We start from the raw sequence: 26,509 nt of genomic DNA, 5'->3' as shown, positions 1-26,509 counted from the left end.
CCCTTTCTCTGGGGGGCCGTGGCAGGCGCGGCCGGGGGCTCGCTAGAAGCGGCTGTGCAGCAGCGCGCCGCCGCCGCCCGGCAAGATCGCGGGCGTGAGGGCGACCGAGGTGCCGTGCTCCGGCGTCGTCAGGAAGAGCACCAGACCCGCGCCGAGCCCGGCGAGGCCGATGGCGCCGAGCACGGTGCTCGTGGTGGTGAGCGTCTGGCCTCGGGACTTCAGCGACATGCCCTCGTCGCTGCACTGCGAAGGATCCGGGCACTCCTTCTCGAGATCTCCCTTGGCGCCGATCGCGAGCCCGCCCGTGATGAGGCTCCCGCCCAGGGCCGCGACGCCGACGCCGCCGACCACGAAGGCGAGCGTCCGCCGCGCGCTGGAGGCGGCCGGCGGCGGGGCGTCCGGGGGAGACGAGGGGGCCTGCGGCGCGTCGGACACGCGGACCGGGGTCGGCGCGGCGGCGACCGGCGGCGGCTCGAGGCGCACGTCCTTGCGTACCCCCTCGTCGACCGACACGCGCGCCTCGGCCTGCCGGCCGTCCGCCCACCTCGCGATGAGCACGTGGTCGCCGGGATCGACCGGGAGATCGCTGCCGAGGCTGGCCTGCGGCACCGCGGCCCGGTCGAGGACCACCTCCGAGGGCGCCGGCGCGCCGTCCGCGAGCGTGACGACGAGCCTGGGCAGGCGCGGCTCGAGCTCCGTGAGCTGCTGCTGGGTGCTGGACAGGCGGGGGTCGCTGGCCTCGAGCTGCGGCAACAGCTCCTTGAAGTGGCGCCACGCGCTCGCCACCTGCCCGATCTCCCGCTCGCACAGCGCGAGGTTGTACAGCGTGCCGCGCGACGCATACAGCGCCTGGCTCTTGCGGAAGAGCGGGAGCGCGCGCGGGCAGTCGTGCGCCTCGGCCAGCACGAGGCCCTGCTGGAAGAGGCCGTACGCCTCGTCCTTCGGCGCCTTCGGCTGCGCCGACGCGGCGTGGCCGGCGCAGACGATGGCGAGCGACAGCGCGCCGCGGATCGCCGAAAGGCCTCTCGTTCGCCTCAATCGAACCTCCTCCGGTGGTCTTGCAGCGCCTTGGATGTGCTCGCCGCTGGCGGCGGTTTGGTCGCAGCGGCGGGCGGGGCGCTTGCGGGCGACGTCCCCTTCGCCGCCGTCGGCTTCGGCGCCGTCGTCGCCTTCGGATTCGGCGGCGGCGCGGGCGTCGCCGCCGGCGACCCCGTGGTCTCGGTGGAGATGCTCGCCGCCGGCGTCGGGCTGGGCGCCGGCGCCGGGGCCGCGGCCTCCGTGGGATCCGCGGCGGGCGCCACCGTCGCCGCGGCCGCGCCGGGGGACGCCGACGGGGGCTCGGGCGCTGCGAGCGAGGTCACGGGCGCGCCGCTGTCCGCGGGCCCGCTCGGCGAAAGCCGCCACGCGAGGGCGAACCCGGCCAGCAAGCACACGCCGGCGGCGCCAGCGAGCAGCGCCACGCGGCTCCGCGGCGCGCGGGCCCGCGTGGTGTTGCCCCAGGAGGCGTGGGGCAGCGTCGCGTGCGCCGTCCCCGCCGCCTCGCTGCCGGGCGACGACGGGGTGCCCGGAGGAGGCGCCGGCATCGGGGCCGTCGTCGCGGCCTCGGGCGATCCGATCCACGAGGGCGACGACGCGCCGAACGCGCCGGCCGCCACGGTGGGCGCGACCACGGCCGGCGAGGAGCCGGCGCGGGGCGCGGGCTCCGGCAGGAGGCGGTCGATGCTCTCGAACGCGAGCCTCGCGCGCTGCGTCCCGAAAGGCGCGAGCACGCGGGCGATCTCGGTCACGCTCTGGACGCGGGCGTTCGGGTCCTTCACGAGGCACCGGCTCACGAGCGCCGCGACGGCCGGGGGCACGTCCGGCCGCAGCGCCGTGACGGAGACGGGCGCGTCCATCATGATGGCCGCCGTGACCGCGGTGACGCTGTCGCCCTCGAACGGGTGCCGCCCCGTGAGCATGCGATACAGGATCACGCCGAGGGCCCAGAGGTCCGTGCGCACATCCGCGAACTTCAGGCTGCGGATCTGCTCGGGCGACATGTAATGGATGGAGCCCATGATGAGGCCGGTCGCGGTCAGGCTCGCCTCCTTGACGGAATCGCCGGTGGCGATGAACTTCGATAGACCGAAGTCGAGGACCTTGAGGAGGGGAGTCCCGTCGGGGCGGCGGGTGAGGAAGAGGTTCTTCGGCTTGAGGTCGCGGTGGATGATGCCGCGCGCGTGGGCCTCGGCGATGGCCTCGCAGGCCTGAAGGAGGTAGTCGGCGGCCTCGGCGAGCGGGAGGGGGCCGCGGGTCTGGAGCACCTGGCCGAGATCGTCGCCGGTCAGGTACTCCAGCACCATGTAGGCCGCGCCAGAGTCCAGCCGGCCGACGTCGAGGACGCGCGCGATGTGCTGTCCGTCGAGGGCGGCGGCGGCGCGGGCCTCGCGGAGGAAGCGGGCGCCGGCGTCGGGGAGCGCGGCGGCCTCGGGGAGGAGGAACTTGACCGCGACGCGGCGCTCCAGGACGAGGTGCCACGCCGCGAGGACCACGCCCATGCCGCCCGCGCCGAGGACGCGCTCGATGCGGTACTTGCCCGCGAGGACGTCGCCGGGCACGGGGACGCCGGAAGGGACGGCGGGCTGCTGCGGCATGGTAGGTGGAGAGCGTAGCGGGGAGGTGGCGCGCAGTACAAGAGGCGGGCGGCCTTCGGAGCACGAGCGGCGGTGTCGCCGGCCCAGCGCGCATGACGGCGCAGGCTACGGCTCGGTCCCGAGCCGCTCGGCAGCCTTCTTCTGCTGGAGCCGGTGCTTGATGGCCCCGAAGATGACCGGCGCCACCGAGACGAAGATGATCAGGTAGACCACCCGCTCGATCTGCTTCGCGTCGAAGACCTTGCCCAGGAAGTACCCGAGGAAGGTCATCGAGAAGACCCAGAGCACGCCGCCCACCACATTGAACATCACGAAGCGCCGGTACGCCATCTGCCCCACGCCCGCCACCACCGGGGCGAACGTCCGGGCGAACGGCATGAAGCGCGCGAGGATGATCGTCTTGCCGCCGTGCTTCTCGTAGAACTTCTGCGTCGCGATCAGGTGATCTTTGCGGAACAGGAGCGACTGCTCGCGCGTGAAGATCTTCGGCCCGGCGCGCCGCCCGATCGAGAAGCCCACCGCGTCGCCGACGATCGCCATCGTCATCAGCGTGACGTTCATCAGGAGCAGGTTCTGGAAGTTCGTCAGATTGAGAGGGTTGATGAGCCCCGCATTGACGAGCACCCCGGCCGTGACGAGCAGCGAGTCCCCCGGAAGGAAGAACCCGATGAGCAGCCCCGTCTCGGCAAAGACGATCATCATCAGGACGGGGTAGCCGCCCCACTCGAGGAGCGACTCGAGCTCCCGCAGCCTGCTGAAAAATTCACGGAGGAGTTCCACGCCCGCTCGATAGCTCACCTCGGCGGCGGCGTCGAACCCCGCGTGCACCCCCGCCCGCGCCCCCGCCGCCGGCACCCGCCGGCGTCCAGCGCGGCCGTTCCCGCGCGCGCCGCCTCGCCCCGTCCTCCTCCGCGCCCCGGAGGCGGGCGGCGCCCCGGGAGACGAGCTGCCCAGCGGCGCCTTCCGGATGCCCGGGGCGAGCGCGCGGCCGCGCCGGCCGCCCGCGCCGGCGTGGGCGCGCGCGCTACCGCGCGTAGCGCGCCAGGTACTCCTTGAGGTGCAGCTTCCGGGCGGCGCTCTCGGACGACATGTAACGGATCGTGCCGAAGATCTCCCGCTCCGGACCCCAGGCCCGATCGTAGCGGCCGAGCACCCAGAAGATGCCCGACGTGGAGTTCGGGTCACGGCCGTCGAGCGCATATCTGTCGTTGAGCTCGATCATCACCTCGAGCGCCTCGCGCGGCGTCCGCGACCACTCCAGGATCTTCTTGCCCCAGAGCATGCGCAGGTAATTGTGGATTCGACCCTCGCGGAGGAGCTCGACCTGCGAGGCGTTCCAGATCCGATCGGCCGTCGCCGCGGCCGCGAGCGCCTCGATCGGGTAGAGGCGGGGGCGCCGGTCGCGCTCGTGCTTCGCCAGCGTCGCGAGCGCCCAGTCCGGGAGAGACTCGTAATCGGTCGGATCGCGCTTCCACGAGGGGCGAGGCCCGTCTCCCTCGCTCGCCCCGAGCCCGAACGCGTTGAACCCGAGCTCCCGCCACGTGACGAGCTGCTCGAGGAACGCCTCGGCCGAGGCGCTCATCCCCCAGAACCCCTCGCGGCTGCCGCTCGGCCTGGGGACGCCGCCCTCGGGGCGGCCGAGCCGCTCGGCGCGGAAGCCCTCGCGCCGGGCGACGGCGGCGAAGGCCTCGTGCGCCGCGAGGTGGCCGAAGTGCAGGTACGGCGACAGGCCGCTGGCCGCGCCGGCGTCGGGGTGATCGCGCCCCTCCAGGTAGCGCGGGAGCCGCTCCGCGACGAAGCGCGCGAGCTCCTCGCCGGCCGCCTCCGGGCCGCCCCGGCGCGGCGCCGGCGCGACGGTGTGATCGATGGGGAGCGCGGCGAGCGCGGCAGGGTCGCCCCCGAGCAGCGCCGGAGAGGCCGCCGGCCAGCGCCGCGCGATCGCGCGGGGGAGCGGCGCCGCCGGCCGGAGCCTCGCCTTCCTCAGCGGATCGACCGCCGGCTGCGCGCCGAGGTGCTCGCCGATCACCCGCTGCCAGAAGATGCGGAACGAGCGCGCGGTCGTGAACACCCGATCGGCGGCGCGGATCGGCAAGAGTCCGTTCGAGTCCACCTGCTCCAGACGGACGGGCACCTGCCGCGCGGCCGAGGCGACCATCCGGGGGAGGAAGAAGCACGGGTAGTCGTCCGTCACGACCACGCACGCCCGCGCCGCGAGCGCGCCGAGCAGCCCCTTGCCGGCCCCCGCGGCGGGCTCGACGTACGGGTGCGCGAGGACGCCCGCCGCCGCGAGGCGGCGCGCGTTGTCGGCCATGCCGTCGATCACGAAGCGATGGTGCCTGTCGCTCGCCCAGCGGTAGCCGCACCGGAGCGCCTCCAGCACCACGAGCGGCCGATCGAGCGCCTGCGACCAGGCGACCGCGCGCTCCAGACCGAAATTGTACCGGGTCCGGCGACTCGCGATCATCCAGTAAAGCACGTAATCGCCGTCCTCGCGGACGGGCATCGCGTTGCGGGTGCGGAGCCGGAGCTCGGGGACGCTGCTCGAGATCACGAGAGCTCCTAGCACGGCGCGGGCGGGGCGCGCGGATCCGCCGGGCAGGATCGCCCGGAGGGGCCCGGCCCCTCGGGATCCGCCCTTACTTGCGCCGCGGTGGGGGCGGCCTCAGGTACCGCCGCAGCGGTCGCTCATCGGCGCACGAGCGCGACGCGCGAGGAGGGGAAAGATGGCTCTCGACATCCTGAAGGAGCGGGGGACTCCGCTCGACCGCCAGTCGTTCAACTGGCGCGATCTCGTGCAGGTGCCGTTCAGCAAGCTCGACGACGACGCGTTCACCCGGGTGCGCGTCATCCTGATGAACGGCATCGAGCTCGAGAGCGTGCGGTTCCTGCACAGCTTCGCGCGCATGAACCGGGATCTCCGCCGCGTGCTCGCCCAGGTGCGGCGCGTCGACCACCACCAGGTCACGCTGGTGAACTGGCTCAACCCGCCGGACCAGTCGCCGCTCGAGACCACCATCGGTTACGAGCAGGTCGCCATCGAGATCACCGCGCACGCCGCCCTGTCCGAGCCCGACCCGTACCTCGCGCAGGTCTACCGCTTCGGCATGCTCGAGGACTACGACCACCTCTACCGCTACTCGGCGCTCCTCGATCGCCTGGAAGGCAAGGACGCGAACAACCTCCTGCAATCGTACACCGACGTGACCGTGGGTCGCCCCACCGCGGTGGAGCACCGCGCCCCCGAGGACGACGTGCGCGCGCCGTACGACCGCGAGACCGCGAGCCCGATCACGAAGCTCAACGCGCTCACGATCATGGCCGCCGAGCAGCAGACCCACAACTACTACGTCAACGTCGGGCCGTTCTTCGCCGACCCGGTGGCGCGGCTGCTCTACGCCGAGATCGCCTCGATCGAGGAGCAGCACGTCACCCAGTACGAGTCGATGATCAGCCCCGAGGAGACCTGGCTCGAGAAGTGGGTCCTGCACGAGGCCAACGAGGTCTACAACTACTGGAGCTGCCTCCAGCAGGAGCAGAACGCCCACCTCAAGCGGATCTGGGAGCGGTTCCTCGATTACGAGCTCGGGCAGCTCCACGTGGCCATCGACCATCTCAACCGGATCGAGGGGCGCGACGCGGCCGAGATCCTGCCCGCCTCGCTCCCGGACCCGGTCTCCCACAAGAGCCATCGCCAGTTCGTGCGCGACGTGCTCTCCCGGGAGGTTCACCTGCGCGCCGTCGGCGAGCGGATCGTCGACCCGAACGTCATCCCGGAGAGCGCGGCGACGCTCGCTTATCGGCGGCAGATGAACTCCGCCGGCTCGCCCTCCGAGATCGCGGCCGCGGGCTACCAGTTCACGCCGGGCACCGAGCTCTCGCGGCGCGCCGAGAAGATCGACGGACAGAAGGAGGCGACGCCATGAAGCAGATCACGATCGGGACCAACACCACGGGCATCGCGACCTCGCCCATCGACAGCAAGGAGCTCATCGAGTTCGCGCAGGCGGTCCCGCCGAGCTCCTCCGGGAGCGAGGCCGACGCCGCGGCGGTCAGGAGCGAGTACGCGCGGGAGTCGGGCACGGTCGGGAGCGTGCCGCCGCCGGTGAGCCTCAAGGGCGTGGTCAAGGCGGCCGGGGAGCTCATCCAGGGCAGGCCGCCGGCGCTCCTCATCGACAAGCTCGGCGAGCGCCTCCAGTTCGAGCGCTCGGGCACGCGCCTCTACGAGGCGGTCATCGCCAAGTACGACGCCGAGGGGGGCTTCGAGGGAGGCCCCACGCGCGCGGACCTCGAGGCGATCCGCGACGAGGAGCTCCGGCACTTCGCGCTGCTGAAGCGCGCGATCGAGCGGCTCGGGGCCGATCCGACCGCGATGACGCCCAGCGCCGACGTGATCGGCCTGGCGTCGGCCGGCGTGCTCTCGGTCGCCGTCGAGCCGAGGATCAACTTCGGACAGAGCCTGCAGGCGCTGCTCGTCGCCGAGCTCACGGACAACGACAGCTGGCGGATGCTCATCGATCTGGCGACCGCTTACGGCCAGGACGACATGGCCGCCGAGTTCCGCGTGGCCGAGCAGCGCGAGGTGCGCCACCTCGAGCTCGTGCGCGGGTGGCTGTCCTGCAAGCTCGCGCTCGACGCGCGCGGCGCGCCCACCACCTCGACGCCGCAACAAGCCGCCTGACGCGCCCACCACCACGACACCGCAGCGAGCCGCCCGGCGCGCCCCGCGGGCCGGGAGATCGGGCGCCGCGACGAGGCGCGCGGCCCGCGCGGCGGCCGTAGACCTGCCTCGGCGATCTCGGTATGACCCTCGGGGCGCGGGCGCGGCGCATGCGGAATGCCGCCGCTGACTCCGCGCCTCGGGTGAATCCATGGACCTGCCCCAGAAGCTCCGATCGCTGTTCCTGCTGCCCCTCCTCGCGCCGCTCGCGTGCGGCGGCGCTCCCGCGCCCGCGCCCGCGCCGCCCCAGCAGGCCGCCGCGCCGGCCCCGGCAGCCCCGGCCGCCGCGGCGCCCGCCGCGCCGGCGAAGCCCGCGCCGCGCGCCGACGCGACGCTCCTCCCGCGGCGCGTCCTCTTCGGCAACCCCGATCGCGCGTCTCCCAAGATCAGCCCGGATGGCCAGCGGCTCGGGTTCCTCGCCCCCTCCGAGGGCGTGCTCAACCTGTGGGTCGGCCCCGCCTCGGATCCATCGGCGGCCAAGCCGGTCACGAAGGAAAAGACCCGCGGCGTGCGCGCCTTCCTGTTCCCGTACGCGAGCGATTACGTCCTCTACCGCCAGGACAAGGGCGGCGACGAGAACTGGCATGTCTACGCCGTCGAGCTCAAGACCGGGCAGATCAAGGACCTCACGCCGTTCGAGGGCATCTCCGCGACGTTCGAGGGGGTGAGCAAGAAGATCCCGGACGAGATCCTGATCGGCATGAACGATCGGGACAAGAAGCACCACGACCTCTACCGCGTCTCCGTCCGCACCGGCGAGCGCAAGCTCGTGCGACAGAACGACGGGTTCGCGGGGTTCGTCGCCGACGACGACTTCAAGGCGCGGCTCGCGGTGCGGATGACGGGCGATGGAGGCCAGGAGCTCCTCGACATCACCGGCAAGGAGCCGAAGCCCTTCGTCGCGTTCGGGCACGAGGACGCCGCGACGAGCGGGGCGATCGGCTTCGACGCGACCGGCAAGACGCTCTATTTCCGGGACAGCCGCGGCCGCGACACCGCCGCGCTCGTCACCCTCGACCCGAGGACCGCGAAGCCCGCGGTGCTCGCCGAGGACGCGAAGGCCGATGTCAGCGGGGTGATCGTCCACCCGGCGACCGGAAAGGTGCAGGCGGCCGCCTCCGAGCACGAGCGCAAGCGCTGGCACGTGATCGACAAGAGCCTCCAGCCGGACCTCGACGCCCTCCGCGCGGTCGCCGACGGCGACCTCGAGGTGCTGAGCCGCTCGCTCGACGACAAGCGGTGGACCGTCGGTTACACCGTCTCCGACGGCCCGGTCCGGTACTACCTCTACGATCGCCCCTCGAAGAAGGCGACGTTCCTCTTCACGAACCGGACGGCGCTCGAGTCGCAGCCGCTCGTGAAGATGCGGCCCGTCGTCATCAAGGCGCGCGACGGCCTCGAGCTCGTGAGCTACCTGTCGCTGCCGCGCGCCGCCGACCCCGACGGGGACGGCAAGCCGGACAAGCCGCTCTCGACGGTGCTCCTCGTCCACGGCGGCCCCTGGTCGCGCAGCTCGTTCCGCCTCGATCCGATGCACCAGTGGCTCGCGAACCGCGGCTACGCCGTGCTGAGCCCCAACTTCCGCGGCTCGACGGGCTTCGGCAAGAAGTTCATCAACGCGGGCGACCTCGAGTGGGCGGGCAAGATGCACGACGACCTGCTCGACGCGGTGGCCTGGTCGGTCGCGCAGGGCATCGCCGACAAGGATCGCGTGGCGATCATGGGCGGCAGCTACGGCGGCTACGCGACGCTCGTCGGCCTCACCTTCACGCCCGAGACCTTCGCCTGCGGCGTCGACATCGTCGGCCCGTCGAACCTCGTGACCCTGCTCGAGTCGATCCCGCCCTACTGGGCGCCGATGCTCGAGCTCTTCGCCAAGCGGGTCGGCGACCTCCGCACCGAGGCGGGCCGCGAGCTCCTGCGCGTGCGCTCGCCGCTCTACCGCGCCGACCAGATCAAGCGGCCGCTCCTCATCGGCCAGGGCGCCAACGATCCGCGCGTGAAGCAGGCCGAGAGCGATCAGATCGTCAAGGCGATGACCAGCAAGGGGATCCCGGTGACCTACGCGCTGTACCCCGACGAGGGCCACGGCTTCGCCCGCCCGGAGAACTCCATGTCGTTCAACGCGATCGCGGAGACCTTCCTGGCCCAGTGCCTCGGCGGCTCCTACGAGCCGATCGGCGGCGACTTCCAGGGGGCGAGCCTCACCGTCCCCGTCGGCGCCGAGGTCGTCCACGACCTCGCCGCGGCGCTCCCCCAGCCCTGATCCCGCGCCTGCCGAGGCCCGCCGGCGCCGCGCGCCGCGGGCCTCGCCGCCGCGCGTCGCTACGTCTGCTGCGTCGACGAGGCCCGCGCGCGCCGCCGCGACCCGGGCCCGCTCACCGGGGGCGCGCTCGAGAGGTCGTCGAGCGTCTCCAGCAGCTGCTCCAGGTCGAACGGCTTGTTGATGATCCTCGTCGCGTCCGGGTGGTCCGGGTCGATGCAGAAGCCGGGATCGCTGAGCGCGGTCACGAGCACGACCGGCACCGCTCTCCCCTCGGCCGCGAGCGTCTCCAGGAGGCGCGGCCCGTCCAGGAACGGCATCACGCAGTCGAGGATGATGACGTCCGGCGGCGCCTGGGAGCGCAGCCGCTCCAGGGCCTCCAGCGGATCGGTGTACCCCTCGACGTCATAGCCTTCCGCCAGCAGCACCTCTTCCAGCGTCTCGACGATCGCGTCGTCGTCGTCGACGACGACGACGCGCCGCCTCCCCCGTCCTGCGTCTCCCTGCTCGTCGCTCACGCTCACCTCGTGGAGAACTCCGGTGTCACTTCTGGGACCGGCCGCTCTCGCCGTCTACCCTCGGACACCGCATCTGTGCGAATTGTTTACAGGCTCTCCCGGAGCTCGCTCCAGCGGCCCCGGTCTCCGCCCTCGCCGCGGCGCCCCCGCGCGGCCTCAGCTCCCCCGAGGAGCCTGCCCGGGCGCCTGCAAGAGCTCCGGAGAGCTCCCGATCCGCGTGTGCAGCTGGACCGGCTTCTGGCGCAGCCGGAGGCGCATGTTGATGAGCTCGACGCCGAGCGAGAACGCCATGGCGAAGTAGATGTAGCCCTTGCTGATGTGCTGACCCATGCCGTCGGCCACCAGCACGACGCCGATGAGGAGCAGGAAGCTCAGCGCGAGGATCTTCATGCTCGGGTGGCGGTGGATGAACGCGCCGATCTTGCCGGCGAAGACGAGCATCACGCCCACCGCGACGAACATGGCCACCATCATGATCGAGATGTGCTGCGCCATGCCGACGGCGGTGATGACCGAGTCGAGCGAAAAGACGATGTCGAGCAGCACGATCTGCGCGATGACCGAGGGGAACGACGCCCCGCCCCTCGACGGCGCGCCCTTGGGATCTTCGACCTCGAGCTTGTCGAACATCTCGTGGGTCGCCTTGCCGATCAGGAATACACCGCCGCCGAGCAGGATCAGGTCACGACCGCTGAAGCCGTGTCCGAACAGGGTGAACAGGGTCGCCTTGAGCCCCATGACCCATGAGATCGCGAGCAGGAGGAGCAGCCGCATCCCGAGGGCGAGCAAGAGGCCGATGCGGCGCGCGAGCGGCTGCTGCTCAGGCGGCAGCTTCGCCGTCATGATGGAAAGGAAGACGATGTTGTCGATTCCAAGCACGATTTCCAGCGCGCTGAGCGTCGCGAGCGTGAGCCAGCCGTCGGCGTGCAGAAAGGCGCTCATGTCGGGCATCGGGGTGGCCCTTTGTAGCATGACGCGGCGCGGACGCCCGCGACGTCGTCCCGCGATGGCCCGCTCTCCGGCTGGATCCAGGGCGATCTTGCTCCCGCGTTCAGGGCGCGGGGCCGCGGCCAGCGTCGGTGTGGGCGCTCGCGTGAGCGCGCGGGCTTGAAAGGGAAAGGCCCGGCGCTTGACGCAGGATGTCGCGATCCGGTACAGATGATATGGAAGTACGATCAAGTGGATCTGCCTCCTTCCTGGCTTCCAGGTGAGCTCCTGAGGGGTGTTGGCGAGCTCGCCGCGGGGCGCTGTGTCTTTTCGCCACACCGGCGAAGCGGCGTGGTCGTCTGTTCTCCACCTGCAACAGGTAGTCTCATGGAGGGGGGGGAGACCTCGTGACGCTGGTTCCGAAGATCGGATTCGGGCAGGAGGGGAGCTGGGCTGCCCGCGGCGGCGCTGACGGGTTATCGCTCGGGCGAGCGCTCTTGCAGGGCGATCTGCCGGTCGAGGAGCCGGAGGCGTGCTGGCTGGACGGCGACGAGCTCTGGCTGCGCATCGAGGGGCTCGATCCGAGCTACCCGGTCGTCCTGCTCGGCGCGATGGGCGCCTGGATCGAGCCCGATTACCAGACGTCGTTCCCCTTCGGCAGCGTGGTCCTCGTGCGCCTCGGCTTCCGCGGCGACGAGATCGGCCCGATCCCCGCCCTCCTCGTGCTGCAGTCGATGGGCCTCCGGGGCCCGCTCATCGGCCTCTCGTTCCAGGAGGTCTCCGCGCGCGCGAGCGGCCAGATCCGCGAGGCGCTGCGCGCCCTCGTCGACGCCGGCGCGGCCAAGGCCGCGGCCTCGAGCCTCTTCCGGTCCTCGGCCGCCGAGGCCGGGCAGGTGCGCGAGGTGATCGACGACCCGCGGCGGGTGCGCGACATCCTGAGCGTCCTCCTGCGCAAGAAGGGCATCGTCCGCCGCGCCGCCGAGAGCGCGCCATCCCTGTGCGTGATGCTCAGCGAGGTGGGGATCGGGACGGTCCGCTGGTTCGGCATCGAGGGCTGGAGCGAGGCGTCCGCGGTCGAGATCGCCGGGCACAGCTCCGTCTTCCGGTTCAACATCCGGGCGGAGCAGGTGCGCCCGGGCGAGATCGTGTCCGCGCTGCCGGCGCGCGTGGAGCGCCTCCGGCAGAGCCTCCACGAGCGGGGCGTCGAGGTCGAGCTCACCGCGCGCTTCCTGCACCCGGACTGGCTCCACCTGCCGCCGGTGGTGGCCGAGGTGGTCGACGTGTCGTTCTCGAGCCTGCGGCTCGCGGTGCGCGAGGGGCAGCCGCCGCTCGATCCGCGGCTCAAGCTCGCGCTGGAGCTCCCGGACGGCGACGACGGGGTGATCCACCTGAAGGGCGAGGTGCGGTCGGTGTCCGCGGCCGAGGGCGGCGCCGGGCAGCTCTCCAGCGTGCGCGTCGTCGCCGCGAAGCGCGACGACGAGCGGCGCTGGCTGCGGCTCGTGTCCCGCATCCTGCACGCGACCACCTACGGGGGGACGGCCTGGCAGGCGGAGTTCTGGGACCTCTTCGCCTCGTCCGGCTACTTCAACCTCTCCGGGCGGCGGCCGGAGAACTTCGAGGCCATGCGGCCGAGCTTCATGCGGATGGCGCAGCGGGCCGCGGCGGTGCCGCACCTCCTGCACAACGTCACCTGCCTCTCCGAGCACGGCATCGAGGGCAATTTCTCGGTGATGAAGCCTTACCACGGCACGTGGATGTTTCATCAGCTCGCGAAGCGGCCCAAGAGCGCCTCCAACCTGAGCTCCCGCCAGGTGCTCCGCGACATCTTCACGCGCTGCTGCGAGTACGCGCTGGCCGACCCGGAGTGCCGGTGGGTCATCGTCTACGCCGAGGCGCACGTCTCGTGGAACGAGCGGTCGTTCTTCGACTTCGCCCGCAGGCACGAGGCGACGGGGCTCGTGCTCTCACTCCCGTTCCGCCTGATGGGCGTCGACGTCCCGGCGCTGCCCCGAGGGCCCTCCGGGGCGGACGGCGCGCCGCTCGAGATCGGCGAGGCGACCCCGTCGGAGCAGGCGGCGCTGCTCGGCCAGCTGTGCGCGACGTCGCCGCGCCCGTACGCGGAGGCGCTCGATCTCGTGCCGGGCAGGCTCGCGATGGGCCCCTGCGTCGAGCGCTGGCGCAGCGCCGGCCTCGAGCGGGAGCGCGCGATCCTCGTCGCGCGCCAGCGCGGCGAGGCCGTCGCGGCCGCCGTCCTCGAGCTCGGCGAGCTCGGCACGAACCTCTTCCGGCTGCTCGACTCGGTCCGCCTCGTCCCCATGCGCCCCGGCGGGGACGCCGCCTTCGCCCCGCTGGTCGACGCCGCGTGCGCGTGGTTCCGGGGCCACGATCGGCCGTCGTTCATCTACTTCGGCGAGAGCGGCAGGCTCAGCTACGACGGTCCCGCCGGCCTGAACGACCTCGGCGAAGGGCGGCTGTGGATCGTCGCCCGGGAGCTCGTCCCGGCGTTCGTCGAGCATGTCTACCAGCTCACCGAGCCAAAGCCGCCGCAACGCTAGCCGCGGCCGGACTCAGGGCCAGGCTGGCGCGAGGCCAGGGCCAGGCTGGCGCGAGGCTGGCGCGAGGCTCGCGTCGCGCCGGCGAGCTGGCTCCGCCGCGACGGCGCGCTACGGTCTTAGCTCCCCCACGAGGCGGCATGTACCGTATCAAGATCGACAGGATCAACGCCCTCATCGAGGTCACGTTGCAAGGCGTCGTGCGCGCGGAGGAGGCGCACGCGTACGCCGCCGAGTACAGGAGGGCGCTCGGCTCGCTCTGCGGCCGGAGGATCCGCGTCCTCGTGGATTTCCGGGGGTTCTCCATCGCCTCCGAGGAGGCGACGGAGCTCCTCCGCGACATCGGCGCGACCTCGGCCGCGCTGGGGGTGATCCGGACCGCCGAGCTCGTCCAGAGCGACCTCGCCGCCCTGCAGGCGGCCCGCATCGCCCGGGAGGCGGGCACCGCGGGCCTCGTGCGGGTCTTCAAGGACGAGGGCGCCGCGCGCGCCTGGCTCCTCGGCGACCGCGCCGCGCCGTGAGGCGGGCGGCCGCCGGGGCGGCCCGGGTCAGCGCACGACGAGCACGTCCTCGAGGGGGCGGCGGAGCGCGCGCGTCGACGGCGGGCCCGCGAGCGAGAGGCGAAACAGCAGGATCTCCGCCATCGCGTCGGTGACGTCGAACAGCCGGACGTACCGCTCCCGGAGCCCCCGCGCGACCGCGACGGTCTCCGGATCCAGCCCCTCGCCGCCGCCGCGGATGAGGCGCGCGAACAGGTACGGCAGCGTCGCCATCGGGTAGACGGCGATCCCCCGCTGCGCGGCGGTGAGCCACGCCCGCTCGACCGCCCGGCCGCCCTGGAAGTAGTCCGCGAGCCCGGCGCGCGGCATCGTGATCAGCGCGACGGCCATCGCGCCGGCGATCGCCTTGCGCGCCGTCTTCTCCAGCGCCCGGCCGCCGCCCCAGCGCCGCACGAGCTCCATCTTGCGGAAGTCCCGGCACATCGTGAACCCCGCGAGATCGGCCGGCGAAAACTCGAACGAGCCGACGAAGATGCCGTCCCGGCGCGCCGCCGCCTCCGCCTCGGTCCAGCGGATCTCCTTCATCAGGTCGGCGTGCGTGCCCGGCGCGAGCAGCCGGACGCGATCGCCCGCGCCGATGAGCGCGGCGATCTCCTCGAGCGCCGCCGGCGACTCGAGCAGCTGGAGGTCCGCCCCCGGAACGGACCGGACCGCCGCGGCGAGGGCGGCCCGGTGCTCGTCGGCGAGCGCCGCCCGCTCGCCGGGTCGTCGGTTCGTGTGCCGGAGCCCGATGGCGTCCGCGAGGGGATCCATCGCGTGGTCCTCGGCGCCGCTCACCGGCGCGTCGAAGAAGTCGAACGTCGCCGCGAGGTCCTCGCCGCCCAGCGGGAAGGGCGAGAGGCGGACCGAGAGCCCCTCGCGGTGGGCGGCGAGGACGACGTTCTCGGCGGCCGCGCCGAGCGCGACCACGCCGCCCGCCCCCTGGAAGTCGGCGAGCGACTCGGAGCGCGCCCGGTCGTGGAACAGGCCGAGGCGGCGCGCCTCGTAGACCCAGAGCCAGGGCTGACAGTTGCCGCCCGAGGGCGCCGCGATCCCCGCCCCGACGAGCCGCCGGAGCCGCTCCGGGTCGAGCGGGGCGGCGGCGTCGTCCCCGCCGCGCGGGAGCGCGAGCGCCGCGGGGCCCTGCGCCGGGCGGCGCGGCGCGGGCGCGGGCGGCGCGGCCGGGTCGCCCTCGGGGCCGCCGATGATCTGCTCCAGGTCGACGTAGTACCGGCCCGACCGCACCGGCTCCCCCAGGGCGATCCGGCGCGCCGTGTCGGCGGCCGCGGCCCCGCCGTGGACGACCGCCGAGCCGAGCTGCGGCCACGTGCTCACCGTCTGCTGCACCTCGATGAGCGTGGCGCCGAACCGCGCAGAGAGCGTGTCCTGCCCGATGATCTGCATCACATAAGGCACCTTGTCCTCGGTCGACAGGCCGCGGATGCGCTCGGGCCTGAGGTCGCCGACGAGCCCGTGGAGGATCGGCCGGTCCGGCTCCAGGTCGAAGCGCTCGACGTCGATGAGCCCCCGGTCGCTCGTGTCCATCACGACCGGTATGCGGTGGGCGCGCGCCCGGTAGCGGATCTCCAGCTTGATATCGAGGCTGTCGCACTCCTCCACGACGATATCGAGCTTGCCCCCCTCCAGGAGGAAGCGATCGATGTTGTCCGGAGTGACCCCTTCGGAAAGGCACGTTACTTTGAAGAACGGGTCGAGCTCGGCGATGTCGCGCGCGGTGGCGACCGCCTTGGGCACGTCGAGGTTGTGCACGCCGGTCCGGATCCGGTTCATGTTCGAGAGCTCGAGGTGGTCGAAGTCGGCGATGCGCAGCTCGCCGGCGCTCCGCTCGAGCGCGATGGTGAGCGCCACGGACTGGCCGACGGAGAGCCCGACGACGCCGATCCGCCGGCGCGCGAGCGTCTCCTGCTCTTCGGCGCTGATCTTGTACTTGTTGCGGTTGGTCCGGAGCTCGACGAACTCGGCCTCATCGAGCAGGTGCACGAGGCGGTGCGACCACGGGTAGTGGACCCAGACGCCGTACGCCTCCCGCGGGGCGCCGCGGAGGTGCTCCTCGACGAGCCGCGCGATCTCGCGCTCAGCGAGGGTGCGGCTCGGGTGCCGCGTCTTGACCAGATCCGCGAGCTGCCGGTCGATCGCGTCGAAGACCTGGACGCGCGCGTCGTCGCGGAGCAGGCGCCCGAGCGCCTCGGCGTCCGCGTCGCGCGCCGGCCGGAAGAGGCGCGGCCGCCACTCGGTCGATTCCGCGTCTCGTCGCTGAGGGGAGGAGAGGAGCGCTTGCCAGCTGGTCATGACCACCGTGGTACCAGGTCTCTCCCGGCGCGTCGCGGCGCCGGCCGGCGCCGCCGCCGCGGCCCGCGGTGGCCCCCCGATCAGCGCGGCGTGCGGGGCGCCCGGCCCTCGATCTCGAGCCTCATCCTGGCGACCTTGTGGTGCACCGTGGCGGCCTCGGGCCCGCTGACCTCGAGGTAGCGCAGGGCGCCCGCGATGTCGTTGCCCCGGAACGACCTCACCCGCGGGTTGAACCAGCTGAGCGCTATCGTGATCTGCCGAACGAGCAGCGCATCGGTGCAGATCGCCACAGTGAGTGTGTGGTTGCTTACGAAATCGTTGACCGACGCGCGCTGCTTCGCGTTGGGGCCGCCCCCGGCGGTCACCACCAGCGTTTTGGAGCAGGTGGGCGGGAGCGCCAGCACCGTCTGCATGTAGAGCTCCCAGTCCTCGTCGCTCGGCGGTTCCCTGCCGTGGACGGCGATGAGCACGTGCTCCGTCGTGTCGAACAGCATGGTGGGTAGGGTCATCGTCTCACCGAGCGCTCGCAGAGCTTACGTCGTCGCGTCGCCGAGCCGCCAGATCGCGGCGCCGTCTGCTGGGGCCGCCGCGTGGACGGCGACGGGGCAAGGGGTCGCGAGATCCATGGCGTTGCACCTAGGACGGTTCGATCGACGCAGCAACGCTCGGCGGCGACTTTCGACGCGGTGGCGGCGCCATGCGGCGCGCGCGGCCGGGCCGCGCGCCGCGCCCGCGGCGTCGGGCCGGCTCGGCCTCGGAGGCGCGGTCGATGACGCCGCCCGAGCGGGGCGACCGCCCGCGATCGTGCGGCGTGACGCGGCATGACCAGGGCGTACCCGAGTTGTTTCCAAAGGATTTCATGACGTGCTGCTGGGCAGTTGCACCGGGGCCTGTCAGCCACGCTGTGGTCTATACTACGGAATGTGCGTGGACGGTCTTTCTCACCGCGGCTCCGGCGCATGCGGCGTCGCAGCGAGGCTTGACGAATGACCCCCACCGCATGTAGCGCTCGATCGGTGGGTTGTATTGTCCAGCGGACAGGGCCGGCGCCCGGCCTGCTGCGGATGTCAATGTGACCACCTCGCCGGGGGAAAGGTGTTTCGCGATGCGCGTGCTGGAAAACTTCGTCGGCGGCGCCTGGTCTCGCTCTTCGGGGACGACGCACCTCGAGGTGAAGAACCCGGCCACCGGGGAATCTCTTGCAAAGGTCCCGCTCGGGACCGCGGCGGACGTCGACGCGGCGGTGAAGGCGGCGCAGGCGGCGTTCCCCGGCTGGAGCGCGACGCCGCCGGTGCAGCGGGCGCGCTACCTCTTCAAGCTGCGCGAGGTCTTCGACGCCCACCGCGACGAGATCGCGGCGATCTGCACCTCGGAGCACGGCAAGACGCTGGCCGAGGCCAGGAACGATTTCGGCCGCGGCATCGAGAACGTCGAGCACGCGGCCGGCATCCCGTCGCTGATGATGGGGCAGGGCCTCGGGGACGTGGCGTCCGGGATCGACTGCCACACGGTCCGCCAGCCGCTCGGCGTGTTCGCGGCGATCACGCCGTTCAACTTCCCTCCGATGGTCCCGCTCTGGTTTCTGCCCTACGCGATCGCCACGGGGAACACCTTCGTCCTCAAGCCGTCGGAGCAGGTCCCGCTCTCGCAGCAGCGCATCTTCGAGCTCATCCACCAGGTCGGGTTGCCGCCCGGGGTCGTGAACCTGGTCCACGGCGGCCGCGACGTCGTGAACGCCCTCTGCGCGCACAGGGACATCGCGGGCGTGTCGTTCGTCGGCTCGTCGTCGGTCGCGCGCCACGTGTACAAGAGCGCGGCGGAGGCGGGCAAGCGGGCCCAGGCGCTCGGCGGGGCGAAGAACTTCCTCGTGGTGATGCCGGACGCCGAGCGGCCGAAGACGATCAGCAACGTGGCCGAGTCGATCTACGGCTGCTCGGGCCAGCGGTGCCTGGCCGGCAGCGTGGTCGTGTGCGTCGGCGACGCGGTCGAGGCCGTGCGCGAGGGGCTCGTCCGCCACGCGAGGTCGATCGTGCTGGGCGACGGATCGAAGCCGGGCGTGACCATGGGCCCGGTGATCTCGGCGGCGCACCGCGACCGGGTGATCTCGTACATCGACAAGGGGGTGTCGGAGGGGGCGACGCTCCTCGTGGACGGCCGGGACGCCAGGGTCGAGGGGTATCCGAACGGCAACTGGGTCGGGCCCACGGTCTTCGACGACGTGAAGCCGGGGATGGTGATCGCGACCGAGGAGATCTTCGGCCCGGTCGCCTGCCTGATGCGCGCGAGCGACCTCGACGAGGCGATCGCGATCGCGAACCGGAGCGAGTACGGCAATGCGGCGTCGATCTTCACGTCGAGCGGCGGCGCCGCGCGCGAGTTCCAGCACCGCGTCACGGCCGGGATGGTCGGCGTGAACATCGGCGTCGCGGCGCCGATGGCCTTCTTCCCGTTCGGCGGCCAGAAGGGCAGCTTCTTCGGCGACCTGAAGGCGCACGGCCCGACGGCCATCGACTTCTACACGGAGCGCAAGATCGTCATCACGAGGTGGTTCTGATGGCACGAAACGTACTTGGCGGGCTGATCCAGTGCTCGACCCCGGCCCTCGACGAGGGCGCCTCGGTCCTCGCGATCCGGGACGCGATGTTCGAGAAGCACCTCCCGTTCATCGACGAGGCGGGGAAGAAGGGGGTGCAGATCCTCTGTTTGCAGGAGGTCTTCAACACGCCTTATTTCTGCCCCTCGCAGGACGCGAAATGGTGCGACGTGGCCGAGCCCGTCCCGGGCCCGACGGTCGAGCGGCTCACCGCCTACGCCAAGAAGTACAAGATGGTGATGATCATCCCCATCTACGAGCGGGAGATGGCGGGCGTCTACTACAACACCGCGGCCGTGGTCGACGCCGACGGGACGTACCTCGGCAAGTACCGGAAGACGCATATCCCGCACACGAACGGGTTCTGGGAGAAGTTCTTCTTCAAGCCGGGGAACCTCGGCTATCCCACGTTCCAGACGCGGTATGCGCGGATCGGCGTGTACATCTGCTACGATCGCCACTTCCCGGAGGGGGCGCGGCTGCTCGGCCTGAACGGGGCCGAGATCGTGTGGAACCCGTCGGCGACGGTCGCCGGGCTCTCCCAGTACCTCTGGAAGCTGGAGCAGCCCGCGCACGCCGTGGCCAACGGCTACTTCATCGCCGCCTCGAACCGCGTCGGCACCGAGGCGCCGTGGAACATCGGCAAGTTCTACGGCACGAGCTACTTCTGCGACCCGAGGGGCACCTTCCTCGCGACCGGGAGCGAGGACCAGGACGAGCTCGTGGTCACCGAGATGAACCTCGACCTGATCGAGGAGGTCCGGAGGACATGGCAGTTCTACCGGGATCGCCGGCCCGAGAGCTACGGTGAGCTCACGAAGCAGCTGCCTTGAGGGCCACCGGCCGCGGCGAGGCGACGGAGGTCGCTAGCCGGTCCATGCGAAGTCCACCGCGAAGCCAGGAGCAGCGCCGGGGCGCTGGTCGCGGACGGCACGCTCCCCCGGCGTTTCCCTCGCCACGGCGGCGCCGCCCCCCGGAGGGGGCCCGCCGCCCGGCGCGCACCCGCGGAGAAGCAACATGGGCATCCTGATCAAGAACGGCGAGATCATCACAGCGAGCGACCGGTTCGTCGGCGACGTCTACTGCGAGGACGGGAAGATCGCCGCGGTCGGCGCGGGGCTCGCGAAGGAGCGCGCGGGAGATACGGTGATCGACGCCTCGGGGCAGCTCGTCTTCCCGGGCGGGGTCGACGCCCACGTGCACATGGAGCTGCCGTTCATGGGGACGGAGAGCTCGGACGACTTCGAGACCGGCACCGCGGCAGGCGTCGCCGGGGGCACGACGTCGATCATCGATTTCGTGATCCCGAGCCGCGGGCAATCGCTGCTCGACGGGCTCGCGATGTGGCACGAGAAGGCGAAGAAGGCGGTGGCCGATTACGCCTTTCACATGGCCGTCACCTGGTTCGGCGACGAGACGCTCAAGGAGATGGCGGTCTGCGCGCGCGAGCGCGGCATCCCGTCGTTCAAGACCTTCATGGCCTACCGCGGCGCCATCGGCGTCGACGACCCGGAGCTCATCCAGGTGATGGAGGCGGCCAAGGGCCTCGGCGCGCTCGTCACCGTCCACGCCGAGCACGGCGACGCGGTCGTCGCGCTCCAGAAGAAGCTGCTGAAGGAGGGCAAGACCCACCCGCGGTACCACGCGGAGAGCCGCCCCTCGCCGATCGAGGGGGAGGCGACGGGGCGCGCGATCATGCTCGCCCGGGTGCTCGGCGAGCCGATCTACATCGTCCACCTCACCTGCAAGGAGGCGCTCGCCGCGGTCGCCGAGGCGCGCAGCCGGGGCCAGGTGGTCATGGCCGAGACGTGCCCCCAGTACCTTTTGCTCGACGACTCGGTCTACGACAAGCCGAGCTTCGAGGGCGCGGCGTACGTGATGAGCCCGCCGATCCGGCCGAAGGGGCACCAGGACGCGCTCTGGGCCGCGCTCTCGACGGGGCTCATCCAGACCGTGGCGACCGACCACTGCCCCTTCAACCAGGTCGGCCAGAAGGACATGGGCAAGGACGACTTCTCGAAGATCCCGAACGGCGCCGCCGGCATCGAGAACCGGCTCGCCCTCCTCTGGACCTACGGGGTGCTCGAGGGGCGGATCGACGTCCACCGCTTCGTCGATCTCGTCTCCACGCAGCCGGCCAAGATCTTCGGGCTGTACCCGCGCAAGGGCTCGATCGTGCCCGGCGGCGACGCGGATCTCGTGGTCTTCGACCCGAAGGGGACGAGCACGATCTCCGCGAAGACCCACCACCACCGGTGCGACCGGAGCATCTTCGAGGGGTTCGAGGTGAAGGGGAGGCCGACGCATGTCATCGTGAACGGCCGGGTCCAGTTCGCGGACGGCAAGCTCGACGTGGAGCGCGGCGCCGGGCGCTACCTGCCGCGGCGGCTCGGCCCGATCCAGGGCTCACGGGCCGCGTGATCCGAGGCCGCCGGAGCGCGCGAGCACGAGCATGACCCGAGACCCAAGCCGCCCCTCACCCCTCCCGTCCGGCCGGATCGAAGAGCGATTCGAGGACAAGAGCCCGCGCTACACCGAGGCCGAGGCGATCGCCGAGGCGAACCGGTGCCTCTACTGCGTCGACGCGCCCTGCGTAAGGGCGTGCCCGACCTCCATCGACATCCCGAGCTTCATCCGGAAGATCGCGACAGGCCAGGTGAAGGGCGCCGCCCGCACCATCCTCACGGCCAACCTGCTCGGCCAGTCGTGCGGGCAGGCGTGCCCCGTGGAGGTGCTCTGCGCGGGCGACTGCGTCTACAACGCGTGGGGGCGCGCGCCGATCGCGATCGGCCGACTCCAGCGCTACGCGGTCGAGTCGGCGCTCGCGCGCGATCCGCGGCTCTTCCGGGCGAAGCCGCCCACGGGCAAGCGCGTCGCGCTCGTGGGCGCGGGGCCCGCGTCGGTCGCGGCGGCGGGCTACCTCGCCCTCGAGGGGCACCGCGCCGTGATCTTCGAGCGGAAGTCGATCCCCGGCGGCCTGAACACGCTCGGGATCGCGCCCTACAAGATGAAGGGCCACGAGGCGCTCCGTGAGCTCGAGTGGGTGCTGTCGCTCGGGGACGTCGAGCTCCGCACGGGCGTCTCGGTCGTCGAGCGGGCGGCCGCGCCGGGCGAGGTGTCGGCAGGCGACCTGATCGCGGGCTACGACGCGGTCTTCCTGGGGCTCGGCCTCGGCGCCGACGCGCGCCTCGGCATCCCCGGGGAGGACGGCGAGGGCGTGGTGGGCGCGACCGCGTTCATCGAGCGGCTCAAGGCCGATCCGCGCCTCGATCTCGCGGGCGTGCGGCGCGCGGCCGTGGTCGGCGGCGGCAACACGGCGCTCGACGTCGCGCACGAGCTCGCGCTGCTCGGGGTCGACGTGGCGATCGTGTACCGCCGCTCGGAGGCCGAGATGTCGGGCTACGCGCACGAGCTGGAGGGCGCGCGCGTGGCCGGGGCGCGGCTCGTCGAGAACCGGGTGCCGGTCGAGGTGGTGCGCGAGGGCGGGCGGGTCGTCGCGCTGCGGGTCGCGCCCGCGGACGCGCGGCGGGGGGCGCAGGGCCCGGCGCCGGTCGCGGAGGAGCTCGTGCCGGCCGACCTCGTCGCGGTCGCGATCGGGCAGAGCCGGGCGACGCGGGTGGCGCTCGCGTTCGAGGGCGTCTCGCTCGACGCGCGGGGGCGCGTGGTGGTCGACCCGGCGACGCACCGCACGGGCAACCCGAAGGTCTACAGCGGCGGCGACTGCGTGAACGGCGGCAAGGAGGTCGTCAACGCGGTCGCCGAGGCCAAGATCGCCGCGCGCGCGATGCACGAAGCTTTGATGACGCGGGCGGGCGGCGCGGCGCCCGGGCCCGCACCGCAAGGGAGCTGAGCGATGGCCGACCTCTCTATCGACTTCGCCGGGATCAAGAGCCCGAACCCGTTCTGGCTCGCCTCGGCGCCGCCGACGAACACCGGCGATCAGGTCCGGCGCGCCTTCGACGCCGGCTGGGGCGGCGCCGTCTGGAAAACGCTCGGAAACCCGATCGTCAACGTGTCGAGCCGCTTCGGAGGCATCGATTACGGCACGATGCGGCTCATGGGGCTCAACAACGTCGAGCTCATCACCGACCGCCCGCTCGACGTGAACCTCAAGGAGATGCGCGAGGTCAAGCGGCGCTACCCGGGCCATGCGCTCATCGCCTCGCTCATGGTCGAGACGAAGGACGAGTGGCGCGAGATCATCCGCAAGGCCGAGGACACGGGCGCCGACGGGCTCGAGCTCAACTTCGGCTGCCCGCACGGGATGTGCGAGCGCGGCATGGGCTCGGCCGTCGGCAACGAGCCGGCGGTCCTCCAGGAGATCGCGCGGTGGGCCGTCGAGTTCGCGACGACGCCGGTCATCGTGAAGCTCACGCCCAACGTCGGCGACATCCTCGAGCCGGGCGAGGCGGTGCTCCGGTCCGGGGCGCACGGGATCTCGCTGATCAACACGATCAAGTCGCTGATGGGCGTCGATCTGGAGCGGATGGTCCCGCTGCCGCGGGTCGGCGGCGCGTCGACGAACGGCGGCTACTGCGGGCCCGCGGTCAAGCCGATCGCGCTCCACCTCCTGAGCCAGCTCGCGCGCCACCCCCAGATCGGCCGGCTGCCCATCTCGGGCATCGGCGGCATCTCGAGCTCCCGCGACGCCGCGGAGTTCATCGCGCTCGGCGCGACGAGCGTGCAGGTGTGCACCGCGGTGATGCACTACGGCTACCGCATCGTCGAGGAGATGATCGAGGGGCTCGGCGACTGGCTCGACGATCACGGGATGCGCTCGGTGAGCGAGCTCCGGGGCAGGGCGATCCCGCAGGTGCAGGAGTGGGGCGAGCTCGATCTCTCGTACCGGGTGGTCGCGGAGATCAGCGCTGAGAAGTGCATCGGCTGCCAGCTCTGTTACGTCGCCTGCATGGACGGGGCGCACCAGTGCATCCACCTGCCGGGCAGGACGGAGGCGGAGGCGCGCGCGGCGGGCCACACGCACATCCCGAAGGTCATCCCGGATCGCCCGGTGACGGCGGACCCGAGCGGCGCCGCCGTGCCGTCGCGCGTCCCGTTCGTGGACGAGGAGGAGTGCATCGGCTGCAACCTGTGCGCGCTGGTGTGCCCTGTGTCGGGGTGCATCACGATGAGGGAGGTGCCGTCAGGCAGGCCGCCTGAGACGTGGAACGACCGTGTCCAGAAGGGGACGGACTTCGTGCCTGGCGGGCTGGAAGCGACCGCCCGCGCGCGGAGCTCCTGATCCCGGGCTCCTGATCCGCCGGCCCGGAGCCCGCGACGATCGCGAACGCGCACGCGCCGGCGGAGCTCGCAGGGAGGAGCCTCGATGTCGCTGACGAACGAAGATCTCGCGCCCACGCCGGAGGCGGCGCGCACCTGGAAGCTCGGGCATTTCGCGGCGCTGTGGATCGGGATGGCGGTCTGCATCCCGACGTACACGATGGCCTCCGGGCTCATCGATCAGGGGATGAGCTGGCAGCAGGCGCTCGCGTGCGTGGCGCTCGGCAACGTCATCGTGCTCCTGCCGATGATCCTGAACGCCCACGCGGGCACCCGGTACGGCATCCCGTTTCCGGTGTTCGCCCGCGCGTCGTTCGGCGTGACGGGCGCGAACGTGCCCGCGGTGCTGCGCGCGCTGGTCGCCTGCGGGTGGTTCGGCATCCAGACGTGGCTCGGCGGGCAGGCGCTGTGGCAGCTCCTCGTCGCGCTCCTGCCCTCGGCGGAGGCGCCGCTCACCTCGGCGGCGTTCAAGGGGGCGATCGGCATCCACCCCGGCGAGCTCCTCGGGTTCGCCGTCTTCTGGGCGATCAACCTCTATTTCATCCTGAAGGGGACGGAGTCGATCAAGTTCCTCGAGACGTGGGCGGCGCCGTTCCTCATCGTGATGGGGCTCGTGATGCTCGGCTGGGCGTACGTCCGCGCGGGCGGGTTCGGCCCGATGCTGTCGCAGCCGTCGAAGATCCCCGAGGGGCAGCTCCTCAGCGTGTTCGCGCCGGGCCTCACCGCGATGGTCGGGTTCTGGGCCACGCTCTCGCTGAACATCCCGGACTTCACGCGGTACGCGCGCAGCCAGCGCGATCAGGCGATCGGCCAGGCGCTCGGGCTGCCGGCGACCATGGTGCTGTTCTCGTTCATCGGGGTCGCGGTCACCTCGGCCACGCCGGTGATCTTCGGGGAGCTCATCTGGGACCCGGTGAAGCTGCTCGCCCGGATCGGCGGCGCGTTCATCATGGTCCTCGCGATGGTGGGCGTGTCGGTCGCCACGCTCTCGACGAACCTCGCCGCCAACGTCGTCTCGCCGGCCAACGACTTCTCCAACCTCGCGCCCCACCGCATCTCGGCCCGGGCGGGCGGCGTGATCACCGCCGTCCTCGGCGCGGTGATCCTGCCGTGGAAGCTCATCGAGTCGTCGCAGGGGTACATCTTCACGTGGCTCGTCGGCTACTCGGCGCTCCTCGGGCCGATCGGCGGGATCATGATCGCCGATTACTTCCTCCTCCGGAGGACGCAGCTCGAGGTGGGCGACCTGTACCGGCGCGGCGGGGCTTACGAGTACCAGGGCGGGGTGAACTGGCGGGCGATGGCCGCCCTCGCGGTCGGCGTGCTCATCAACCTGCCCGGCTTCCTTGCCGAGGCGATCCCGTCGATGAAGGACGGCGTCCCGGAGGTGATGCGCGCGATCTACACGTACGCGTGGTTCGTGGGGTTCTTCGTCTCGGGAGGGCTGTACATGCTGTTCTCGCTGGCCGGCCGCGCGGAGCCCGCCGCGGCGCGCGGGGCGTCGCCGGCGCGCTGACGCGGGCGGGGGGATTTCGCGGCGCCGCGTCCGATTCCATGACACGCGCGGCGGGGTGACCGGAACAAACAACAGCGAGGGCACGAGCCCTCGCTGGAGGCACACGGTCATGAAACTCGCAGCGACGGAAATCCGGTTGAATCGCGATCTCCCCACGACCGCCCTTGAGAAGAAAGGGCAGGTGGCGCATGTCTTCTGATCACGACGAGCGCGCCGAGCTGCTCGACGATCACCGCCCTGAGCTCGGGCGCCTGCTGCGGAGCATGCCCCCGCGCAGCGCCGTCTCGTCGCTCTCGGGCTATCTCCTCTCCTTGCGCGAGCCGACAGGCTATCTCATCGCGATCGGCCTGCAGGAGCGCGACCCGGATCTCGAGCCCGAGCGTACGCTCCGCTCGGCCCTGGCCTCCGGCGTGCGCGCGCCGGTCCTGGCCGGCGTGATGTCGCGCGCGGCGCTGGCCGAGATCATCGCCCCGCTCTCGCCCGTCACGCAGGCGGTCGCCGCGGACATGAAGAGGGCGGTCCCCTCCGGCACGCTGCGGGTCGTCGTCGCGGCGGCCGGCGGGGCGGAGCTCTTCACCGTGAAGGCGAAGGAGCTGCCGGCCGACTGAGCCGCCCCGGCCGCCCCCGCCCGGCGCGCTGGGGGCAGCGCGCCGGGCGGCGG

20 protein-coding genes are annotated in these 26,509 nt (G+C 71.9%); 12 read left to right on the top strand and 8 right to left on the bottom strand.

Features of this window, described 5'->3' with window-relative positions:
- Positions 1 to 42: 42 nt before the first annotated feature.
- From WMF20_RS37035 to WMF20_RS37020, 4 genes are all read right to left on the bottom strand, one after another.
- A complete protein-coding gene (locus tag WMF20_RS37035; protein WP_437606492.1) occupies positions 43 to 1,038 on the bottom strand; it encodes a tetratricopeptide repeat protein in 996 nt (331 codons plus the stop codon).
- The gene (locus WMF20_RS37030) at positions 1,035 to 2,633 is read right to left on the bottom strand and encodes a serine/threonine-protein kinase (RefSeq protein ID WP_437606491.1); all 1,599 of its coding nucleotides are present in this window, start codon (positions 2,631 to 2,633) and stop codon (positions 1,035 to 1,037) included. The genes WMF20_RS37035 and WMF20_RS37030 overlap by 4 nt, the downstream gene beginning before the upstream one ends.
- A 105-nt stretch (positions 2,634 to 2,738) precedes the next feature.
- Positions 2,739 to 3,461, bottom strand: a complete 723-nt coding sequence (locus WMF20_RS37025) for a VTT domain-containing protein (RefSeq protein ID WP_437617202.1) — start codon at positions 3,459 to 3,461, stop codon at positions 2,739 to 2,741.
- Between the two features lie 196 nt (positions 3,462 to 3,657).
- Positions 3,658 to 5,184, bottom strand: coding sequence for a deoxyribodipyrimidine photolyase (locus WMF20_RS37020; RefSeq protein ID WP_437606490.1), 1,527 nt, complete (start codon positions 5,182 to 5,184; stop codon positions 3,658 to 3,660).
- 172 nt (positions 5,185 to 5,356) lie between these two features.
- On the opposite strand from WMF20_RS37020, the gene WMF20_RS37015 reads away from it, so the two are divergent.
- The 3 genes from WMF20_RS37015 (at position 5,357) to WMF20_RS37005 (ending at position 9,616) form a co-directional block, all read left to right on the top strand.
- Positions 5,357 to 6,556: a hypothetical protein gene (locus tag WMF20_RS37015; protein ID WP_437606489.1), complete on the top strand. Its 1,200-nt coding sequence runs from the start codon at positions 5,357 to 5,359 to the stop codon at positions 6,554 to 6,556.
- Positions 6,553 to 7,311 carry a ferritin-like domain-containing protein gene (locus WMF20_RS37010; protein WP_129578691.1) on the top strand — a complete coding sequence of 253 codons (759 nt, stop codon included), beginning with the start codon at positions 6,553 to 6,555 and terminating at the stop codon, positions 7,309 to 7,311. The genes WMF20_RS37015 and WMF20_RS37010 overlap by 4 nt, the downstream gene beginning before the upstream one ends.
- Positions 7,312 to 7,501: 190 nt before the next feature.
- Positions 7,502 to 9,616, top strand: coding sequence for an alpha/beta fold hydrolase (locus WMF20_RS37005; protein ID WP_437606488.1), 2,115 nt, complete (start codon positions 7,502 to 7,504; stop codon positions 9,614 to 9,616).
- Positions 9,617 to 9,675: 59 nt separating this feature from the next.
- On the opposite strand, the gene WMF20_RS37000 is transcribed toward WMF20_RS37005, so the two are convergent.
- On the bottom strand, positions 9,676 to 10,131 hold the full coding sequence (locus WMF20_RS37000; protein WP_237244413.1) for a response regulator: 456 nt from the start codon (positions 10,129 to 10,131) through the stop codon (positions 9,676 to 9,678).
- 156 nt (positions 10,132 to 10,287) lie between these two features.
- The gene (locus WMF20_RS36995; protein WP_437606487.1) at positions 10,288 to 11,073 is read right to left on the bottom strand and encodes a TerC family protein; all 786 of its coding nucleotides are present in this window, start codon (positions 11,071 to 11,073) and stop codon (positions 10,288 to 10,290) included.
- A gap of 392 nt (positions 11,074 to 11,465) precedes the next feature.
- Here WMF20_RS36995 and WMF20_RS36990 point away from each other — a divergent pair, with 392 nt between their 5' ends.
- Both WMF20_RS36990 and WMF20_RS36985 read left to right on the top strand, forming a co-directional pair.
- Positions 11,466 to 13,613, top strand: a complete 2,148-nt coding sequence (locus tag WMF20_RS36990; protein ID WP_437606485.1) for a hypothetical protein — start codon at positions 11,466 to 11,468, stop codon at positions 13,611 to 13,613.
- Between the two features lie 137 nt (positions 13,614 to 13,750).
- Entirely contained in the window at positions 13,751 to 14,131 is a 381-nt protein-coding gene (locus WMF20_RS36985; protein WP_129578687.1) for an STAS/SEC14 domain-containing protein, read from the top strand.
- Positions 14,132 to 14,158: 27 nt separating this feature from the next.
- On the opposite strand, the gene WMF20_RS36980 is transcribed toward WMF20_RS36985, so the two are convergent.
- On the bottom strand, positions 14,159 to 16,459 hold the full coding sequence (locus tag WMF20_RS36980; RefSeq protein ID WP_437606484.1) for an Rv1355c family protein: 2,301 nt from the start codon (positions 16,457 to 16,459) through the stop codon (positions 14,159 to 14,161).
- Positions 16,460 to 16,539: 80 nt separating this feature from the next.
- A complete protein-coding gene (locus tag WMF20_RS36975; protein ID WP_237244411.1) occupies positions 16,540 to 16,968 on the bottom strand; it encodes a hypothetical protein in 429 nt (142 codons plus the stop codon).
- 596 nt (positions 16,969 to 17,564) lie between these two features.
- Between WMF20_RS36975 and WMF20_RS36970 the strand changes: the two genes are divergently transcribed.
- From WMF20_RS36970 to WMF20_RS36940, 7 genes are all read left to right on the top strand, one after another.
- A complete protein-coding gene (locus tag WMF20_RS36970) occupies positions 17,565 to 19,013 on the top strand; it encodes a CoA-acylating methylmalonate-semialdehyde dehydrogenase (protein WP_437606482.1) in 1,449 nt (482 codons plus the stop codon).
- On the top strand, positions 19,013 to 19,885 hold the full coding sequence (locus WMF20_RS36965) for a nitrilase-related carbon-nitrogen hydrolase (protein ID WP_437606481.1): 873 nt from the start codon (positions 19,013 to 19,015) through the stop codon (positions 19,883 to 19,885). Before WMF20_RS36970 ends, WMF20_RS36965 begins: the two co-directional genes overlap by 1 nt.
- A gap of 184 nt (positions 19,886 to 20,069) precedes the next feature.
- Entirely contained in the window at positions 20,070 to 21,473 is a 1,404-nt protein-coding gene (hydA, locus tag WMF20_RS36960; protein ID WP_437606480.1) for a dihydropyrimidinase, read from the top strand.
- Between the two features lie 31 nt (positions 21,474 to 21,504).
- Positions 21,505 to 22,902, top strand: coding sequence for an FAD-dependent oxidoreductase (locus WMF20_RS36955; RefSeq protein WP_437606478.1), 1,398 nt, complete (start codon positions 21,505 to 21,507; stop codon positions 22,900 to 22,902).
- Between the two features lie 3 nt (positions 22,903 to 22,905).
- Positions 22,906 to 24,294: an NAD-dependent dihydropyrimidine dehydrogenase subunit PreA gene (preA, locus tag WMF20_RS36950; protein ID WP_437606477.1), complete on the top strand. Its 1,389-nt coding sequence runs from the start codon at positions 22,906 to 22,908 to the stop codon at positions 24,292 to 24,294.
- An 84-nt stretch (positions 24,295 to 24,378) separates the two neighbouring features.
- The gene (locus tag WMF20_RS36945) at positions 24,379 to 25,848 is read left to right on the top strand and encodes an NCS1 family nucleobase:cation symporter-1 (protein ID WP_437606476.1); all 1,470 of its coding nucleotides are present in this window, start codon (positions 24,379 to 24,381) and stop codon (positions 25,846 to 25,848) included.
- A gap of 188 nt (positions 25,849 to 26,036) precedes the next feature.
- Entirely contained in the window at positions 26,037 to 26,456 is a 420-nt protein-coding gene (locus WMF20_RS36940; RefSeq protein ID WP_129578679.1) for a hypothetical protein, read from the top strand.
- The last annotated feature ends 53 nt before the right edge of the window (positions 26,457 to 26,509 follow it).

The organism is Sorangium sp. So ce834 (assembly GCF_051521425.1).
Lineage (GTDB): Bacteria > Myxococcota_A > Polyangia > Polyangiales > Polyangiaceae > Sorangium > Sorangium cellulosum_D.
This window is presented reverse-complemented; position numbering and strand designations above follow the sequence as displayed.

Excerpts from the sequence above, each read along its gene's own strand:
- WMF20_RS37030 (WP_437606491.1), bottom strand. The coding sequence starts at position 2,633 with ATGCCGCAGCAGCCCGCCGTCCCTTCCGGCGTCCCCGTGCCCGGCGAC.
- WMF20_RS37015 (WP_437606489.1), top strand. The coding sequence starts at position 5,357 with ATGGCTCTCGACATCCTGAAGGAGCGGGGGACTCCGCTCGACCGCCAG.
- WMF20_RS37010 (WP_129578691.1), top strand. The coding sequence starts at position 6,553 with ATGAAGCAGATCACGATCGGGACCAACACCACGGGCATCGCGACCTCG.
- WMF20_RS37005 (WP_437606488.1), top strand. The coding sequence starts at position 7,502 with ATGGACCTGCCCCAGAAGCTCCGATCGCTGTTCCTGCTGCCCCTCCTC.
- WMF20_RS36995 (WP_437606487.1), bottom strand. The coding sequence starts at position 11,073 with ATGAGCGCCTTTCTGCACGCCGACGGCTGGCTCACGCTCGCGACGCTC.
- WMF20_RS36985 (WP_129578687.1), top strand. The coding sequence starts at position 13,751 with ATGTACCGTATCAAGATCGACAGGATCAACGCCCTCATCGAGGTCACG.
- WMF20_RS36980 (WP_437606484.1), bottom strand. The coding sequence starts at position 16,459 with ATGACCAGCTGGCAAGCGCTCCTCTCCTCCCCTCAGCGACGAGACGCG.
- WMF20_RS36975 (WP_237244411.1), bottom strand. The coding sequence starts at position 16,968 with ATGACCCTACCCACCATGCTGTTCGACACGACGGAGCACGTGCTCATC.
- WMF20_RS36970 (WP_437606482.1), top strand. The coding sequence starts at position 17,565 with ATGCGCGTGCTGGAAAACTTCGTCGGCGGCGCCTGGTCTCGCTCTTCG.
- WMF20_RS36965 (WP_437606481.1), top strand. The coding sequence starts at position 19,013 with ATGGCACGAAACGTACTTGGCGGGCTGATCCAGTGCTCGACCCCGGCC.
- hydA (WP_437606480.1), top strand. The coding sequence starts at position 20,070 with ATGGGCATCCTGATCAAGAACGGCGAGATCATCACAGCGAGCGACCGG.
- WMF20_RS36955 (WP_437606478.1), top strand. The coding sequence starts at position 21,505 with ATGACCCGAGACCCAAGCCGCCCCTCACCCCTCCCGTCCGGCCGGATC.
- preA (WP_437606477.1), top strand. The coding sequence starts at position 22,906 with ATGGCCGACCTCTCTATCGACTTCGCCGGGATCAAGAGCCCGAACCCG.
- WMF20_RS36945 (WP_437606476.1), top strand. The coding sequence starts at position 24,379 with ATGTCGCTGACGAACGAAGATCTCGCGCCCACGCCGGAGGCGGCGCGC.
- WMF20_RS36940 (WP_129578679.1), top strand. The coding sequence starts at position 26,037 with ATGTCTTCTGATCACGACGAGCGCGCCGAGCTGCTCGACGATCACCGC.